Source organism: Roseateles sp. P5_B10 (assembly GCF_056400485.1).
The window spans coordinates 1-5,680 of record NZ_JBFULE010000325.1; the positions used below are offsets into that span (position 1 = coordinate 1).

General features: G+C 69.3%; 7 protein-coding genes. 3 read left to right on the top strand and 4 right to left on the bottom strand.

The window, feature by feature from the left end; translation table 11 throughout:
* Both AC1DU6_RS18285 and AC1DU6_RS18290 read left to right on the top strand, forming a co-directional pair.
* On the top strand, nt 1–1,000 hold a 1,000-nt coding region (locus tag AC1DU6_RS18285; RefSeq protein ID WP_477858743.1), incomplete at its 5' end, for a hypothetical protein.
* A 116-nt stretch (nt 1,001–1,116) separates the two neighbouring features.
* A complete protein-coding gene (locus AC1DU6_RS18290; protein ID WP_477858745.1) occupies nt 1,117–1,695 on the top strand; it encodes a hypothetical protein in 579 nt (192 codons plus the stop codon).
* Between the two features lie 18 nt (nt 1,696–1,713).
* Here AC1DU6_RS18290 and AC1DU6_RS18295 read toward each other — a convergent pair whose 3' ends face one another.
* From AC1DU6_RS18295 to AC1DU6_RS18305, 3 genes are all read right to left on the bottom strand, one after another.
* Entirely contained in the window at nt 1,714–2,016 is a 303-nt protein-coding gene (locus tag AC1DU6_RS18295) for a putative quinol monooxygenase (RefSeq protein ID WP_477858747.1), read from the bottom strand.
* Entirely contained in the window at nt 2,013–3,422 is a 1,410-nt protein-coding gene (locus tag AC1DU6_RS18300) for an amidase (protein ID WP_477858749.1), read from the bottom strand. Before AC1DU6_RS18300 ends, AC1DU6_RS18295 begins: the two co-directional genes overlap by 4 nt.
* 207 nt (nt 3,423–3,629) lie before the next feature.
* Nucleotides 3,630–4,166 (bottom strand): peroxiredoxin, encoded by a 537-nt coding sequence (locus tag AC1DU6_RS18305; protein WP_082532814.1) that lies wholly within the window; start codon nt 4,164–4,166, stop codon nt 3,630–3,632.
* A 95-nt stretch (nt 4,167–4,261) separates the two neighbouring features.
* On the opposite strand from AC1DU6_RS18305, the gene AC1DU6_RS18310 reads away from it, so the two are divergent.
* Nucleotides 4,262–5,134, top strand: coding sequence for a hypothetical protein (locus AC1DU6_RS18310; protein ID WP_477858751.1), 873 nt, complete (start codon nt 4,262–4,264; stop codon nt 5,132–5,134).
* Here the strand turns inward: AC1DU6_RS18310 and AC1DU6_RS18315 are convergent.
* On the bottom strand, nt 5,116–5,680 hold a 565-nt coding region (locus tag AC1DU6_RS18315; protein WP_477858752.1), incomplete at its 5' end, for a hypothetical protein. The two genes, AC1DU6_RS18310 and AC1DU6_RS18315, sit on opposite strands and share 19 nt — an antisense overlap.

A 5,680-nucleotide genomic window follows, 5' to 3' on the forward strand; every position in this document is an offset into this window, starting at 1 on the left:
GGCCCACCCCGAATGGTTCGACCTGTCCGACCAGCACCTCGTGCTGCTCGGCGCCGGCAGCGAGGCCGGGCCGCTGGCCTGGCTGGCGAAGTGGCGCGCCAATCTCGTCGGCATCGACCTCGCCCGCGCCGCGCCCTGGAAGCGCATCGCCGCCATCGTCGCCGCCGGCAATGCCACGCTGATCGCGCCCGTCGCGCCGGACCAGCCGCTGGACGTCGCCCATGCCGGCGCCGACCTGCTGGCCGACACGCCGGAGATCGCCGCCTGGCTGGCGTCTCGGCAACAGCCGCTGTCCATCGCCAACCTCGCCTACCTGGACGGCGAGCGCCATGTGCGCGTGTCCCTCGCGATGGACGCCATCAGCGCGACGCTGTGCGCCGCCGACGCCCGCACCCAGCTCGCCTACATGGCCACGCCGACCGATGTCTTCGCCGTGCCGGAGCAGCTGGCGCGCGACGTCATGCGCCGTTATGCCGAGCGTGGCCTCGTCAAGAAGCTGGCCCAGTTCGGTGCGCGTCTGGGCAGCGGCGGCCGCGGCTTCGCTCCGCATATCGAGGGGCTGATCGACGCTGGTGATTTCGGCAGAGACTCTGGGAAATGGGGCCTGGTCGACGCGCTGGTCGTCGAACAGGGCCCGAACTACGCGCTGGCCAAGCGGCTGCAGCAGTGGCGCGCCCTGGTGGCCCGCGCCGATGGGCACCGCGTCGCCTTCAACGTGGCGCCCAGCACCACGACGGCCTCAGTTGTCTCCAATCCGCTGCTGGCAGCGGGCTTTCGCGGCGCCAAGGCTTTTGGCGTCGAGGTCTTTGCGCCGGCGACGACGAATGCGCTGATGGCCGCGATGTGGGTGCATCAGTTGCGCACCGAGGCCCGCGACTTCGCGCATCCACTCAAGCTGCTGGTGCACACCGCCAACCATGGCGGCCTGTGGCGCCTGCCCTATCGGCCACGCTCGGTGCTGCCGATGGCCGCGCTGCTAGGGTTCGTCAAGCGGCGTTAGCCGCTGCCCTGGGGTTCGTACGGCCCCTCATCTTCGGGGCCGGGTCGCCCCTGTCTGCGCCTAAAGTGGCATCGCCCCGGAGGCGCACCCGCGCACCCCGGCACCAGGGAGGAAAAATGCACACCATTGCCGCGATCGCCTGCGTCTTGGCCTGTCTGCCGAGCCAGCAGGCCCAGGCCAAGACCTACCAGCTCACCTTTACTGCAACGCATTTCACGTCGGTGCTGGCACCCGCCCCTGCGCCGCAGGATCCGGTGTCGGGCTCGATCATCTTCCAGGCTGATGCGCTGGGCCAACCGGTCACCAGCATCGGCGCCATCGACCTGAGCATCGCAGGTCACAGCTACAGCTTGGCAGACCTTGCCTTCGAGAACTGGCAAGGTGCGCCGTTTCCGCCGTCCTACACCTTTGGCGGCAAGGGCAACGGCGCCGGCGGCGTGGCGCCCGGCGTGAATGACTTCTTCATCACGTTGAGCGGAGTCAGCGGCTACCACGACATCAGCTTCCTCTACTCGGTCGCAGGCACTGCCCAAAGCTCCTGGATCGCTTACAATTACTCAGACCGTTTTCCCAGCGACATCATTTCGAGCATCGTCGAGATTCCCACCGCTGTACCTGAGCCGTCACAAGCGCTGCTGCTCGTCGCCGGCATGGCGCTGTTTGCCGGCCGGCTGCGAGCCCATCGCAAAACCTGATCGATTGCGCGAAGCGCGTCAGCCGCCTGCGCTGATCACGTTCGCATCGAACAACTCCAGCTCCGGCGGCTCGGACGCCATCGTTGCCAGCGCCCTGCCGAACTCGCGCGAGGCCGACACACGGAAGTGGGCTTGCAGGGCCGCCATGTCGCTCCACTTCTCGACGAAGACGAGGCGCAACGGGTTCTCGGTGTCGCGATGCACCGCGTGCGCAATGCAACCGGGTTCGGCGCGCGAGCGCTCGACGTGTTGATGGCTGAGCTTCAGCACCTCGTCGAAATGCTCGGGGCGGGCGGTGACATGGCCAAGGACGAGGATCATGGTGGGCTCTCCCGGAAGGGCCAGGGGCGTTGCTCGGGTCGCAACCGCTCCCACGCTGCGCCCAAGGCCAGCACGCCAGCGTCGTCGAAGCGCCGGCCGATGATCTGCAACCCAATCGGCAAGCCACTCGACGTGAAGGCCGCATTGATGGACAGCGCCGGCTGCTCGCTCATGTTGTAGGGCAGCGTGAAGGCGATGTGCTCAAAGGGCCGCGCCGGGTCGTGCAGCGGGCTGGCCAGGTGGGCCGGGTAGGCCGGCATGGGCGCGACGGGCGACAGCACGAAGTCAAAAGGCTCGCAGGCCGCATTGGCCGCCTCGCGCAAGGCCTGCATCTGGCTGTAGCCGCGGAACACCGTGCCGCCGTCGTAGCCGGACGCGGGAGTCACCCAGCCGAGGATGTAGGGCAGCACCTTGGCACGCTGCTCGGGGGCGAGGGCGGAGATGTCCAGCCAGGAGCGCATGCGCCAGAAACGGTCGATGCCGTCGGCCATCTCGCGCGTCGTGAAGGCGGCCAGCGGCTCGACGATGGCGCCAGCCTGCTCGAAGGCACGCGCCGCCGCGACCACCGCCGCCTCGACCTCCGGCTGCACGGCATCGCCCCAGCCCGCATCGAGCATCAGCCCGATGCGCAAGCCACGCAGTTCCAGCGGCCGCGGCGTGACCGAGCCCGGCGGCAGCTGCGTCGGGTCGCGCGCATCCGATTGCGCGAGCACGGCCAGCATCAACGCGGCGTCCTCGACCGTGCGCGTCAGCGGCCCGGCGACGCGGCCGGCATAGCCCGGCTTGATGGGCACGCGGCCATGGCTGGGCTTGAGGCCGACCAGGCCACACCATCCCGCCGGCAGCCGGATGGAGCCGCCGATGTCGGTGCCCAGGTGCAGCGGGCCATAGCCGGCCGCGCCCGCCGCCGCGGCGCCGGCGCTGGAACCACCAGGCGTCATCGCCCTGTCCCACGGGTTGCGCGCCGGCTCGGCATACAGGCTGGACAGGCCCGAGCTCAGCATGCCGTAGTCGGGCATGGTGGTGCGCGCCCAGGCGATGGCACCGGCTTCGCGCAGCCGCGCGGCGGGCGGAGCCTCGAAGTCGGCGGTCGCGTCGTCCGCCGTCGCGGCAGTGCCCAGGCGGTAGCTCGCGCCGGGCACGGCGATGTTTTCCTTCAGCGTGACCGGCACGCCGTCCAATGCCAGCGCGGTGCCGGCGCGCCAGCGCGCCTCGCTGACGCGGGCCGCGGCCAAAGCGCCCTCGGCATCCATGGCGCACAGTGCGTGCAGTTCGCCCTCACGCTTGCCGGCCTGGGACAGCACGGCGCCCACCACCTCGACGGGCGACAGTTCGCCGCTGCGGTAGGCGGCGAGCAGCTCGACCGCCCCCAGCCCGAAAACGGCAGTTGACCGCTCGCTACTCATCGCAGGCCTGACGCTTCGACAAGACCGCTTGCCAGCCTCGCATGCCACTTCGATCACCAGCGCTGCACGTCCGCTGGTCTGGCGCTTCGGGCTGCCGGCTGCGTTGTTCTTCCTTGCGGGCACGAGCCCGCTGCGTCGTCTCGCCTTGCGGGCAACCCGCCTCGCCAGCCCCTCGGACGCGCACAACCGCCGTTTCCGGGCCGGCAATCATTTCTTCAGTTGCTGAGCCGCCTTCAGCATCGCGTCGATGTGGCCATCCGGGTTCATGCTGGCATGCACAGCAGCGACCTTGCCGTCGGTGCCGATCAGATAGGACACGCGGTCGGCCATGGTGCCGGGCACCATCTTCAGCGTGACGTCGTAGTCCTTGATGACCTTGCCGCCGGCGTCGGCCGCGACGGCGAACTTGTTGCGGCAGGCCTCGACGCTGAACTTCTTCAGCGTCTCGATGTCGTCGTTGGACATGCCGATGACGGTCGTGTGCAGCGCCTTGAACTTGTCGGTCGCCTCGGCGAACTGGTGGGCCTCGACGGTGCAGCCGCTGGTGAAGGCCTTGGGATAGAAGTACAGCACCACCGGGCCTTGCTTGAGGGCCTCGGCCAGCTTGAACTTGAAGGACTGGCCGCCGACGGCGGCGTCAGTGCTGAAGTCGGGGGCCGGAGCGCCGACGCTGAGGGCGGCGTGGCCTGGCAGGGCCAGCAGCAGGGATAGCGAGGCAAACAGGGGAGCAAGGCGCGACGACATAACGACTCCAACAGGTGAACAATCACGGGGCCGGCACCAACAACCAAAGCCGGCTTGCGCCTAGTATCCACTCGCTCGAATTTCAAGGTGTACCGATGACCTTTTCCTCCTGCTGCCGCGTGACGGCGCCCTTGCTGTTCTCCCTGCTCGCCATGGCAGGCTGTGGCGGCGTAGGCCACGACGTCGCTGACGTCGTCGGCGCCATGGCCRACGGCATCGTGTGCGGCCTGCGCAACTGCACCGAATCCTCGACGCTGAACGTCGACGAGATCAGCCCTCGCTTCAGCGCGGCCCAGGCAACGGGCGACAACCGCGTGGTGGTGGACGGCTTCCTCGGCAAGTCCGCCAACGTACTGACGACGGTGCTGATGGCGCCGGATGAGCGCCTGTCGGTCAGCGTCGACGGCGGCCCCGAGGTGACGATGAGCAATCCCGACGGCGAGCGTCTGGGCTACACCGCCAGCTTGGCCGCCGCGAGCGCCCAGCCGGTGGTGCAGCTGGTGTTCACGCGGGCCGGTGTTCGCCATGTGAGCCAGGTCACGCTGCCCGTTGGCTTCACGGTGCTGCAGCCCACTGGCAACCCTTTGCTGACACGCAGCGGCGCCGCCCTGCCGGTGCGGCTGAACCTGTCCGGCGTGAACGACGCCGTCGCCACGGGCAGCGGCAGCTGCAGCCGCAGCGATGGCAGCAGCTTCACGATCAAGAACGAGAATCTGGGCGCACGCATCGAGGGCAGCGTGGCGGGCGGCTACCGGCTGGAGCCGGCCCTGGTGGACGACAACCTCAACATCGCCAGCCGCAATGCCAACAACAGCGATCCCAAGACCGCGGCCGTCAGCCGTTGCGAGCTCACGGTGACCTGGACCAAATCCTCTCGCGGCACCATCGCGCCGACGATGAACGGCCACGGTACTTTCCTCGGCGAACGCCAGGCCAGCCACCCGCTGGTCTACGACGCGCGCTCCTGAAGCAGACTGTCAGCGAGCCAGCGCTGCAGGGCGCCGACGACGGCGGGCGCTGCGGCGCCTGGATCGCCCAGCACCTGGGCGGCGCGCTCGCAGAGCTGCGCGAACGGCAAGCCCTCGGCCACCGCGCCCAGCAAAGCGGCCTCCAGCGACTCCAGCGAGCGCCAGCGGGTCTCGCCGGCCTGGCGCCAGGCCAGCAGCGTGTGTTCATGCGCCACCGGCTCAGGCAGCTCGGGTTGGTCGTCGCCGGACTCCGGCTCCCACTCGCGCAGCACGCGCCAGGCGGGCTCGATGGCGTAGGCCAGCACCACGCGCTGCACGCTGGGCTGCAGGTGCAGCACCAGACCGGCCCAGTCGTCTGCGCCAAGTGCGGCCAGCGAGGCCGGCTCCAGCGGGGGTGCCTGGGCCGCATCGAAGGCGCCACGCAGAGCCCAATCCATGCGCGCGAAATCGATCAGGCTGGTATGGGGCACGAGTTCATCGTCTGCCGCGGCCATGAAGTCGGCCAGCTCATGGCCGAACCAGCGGATGGACGGGTGCTGGCTGGGC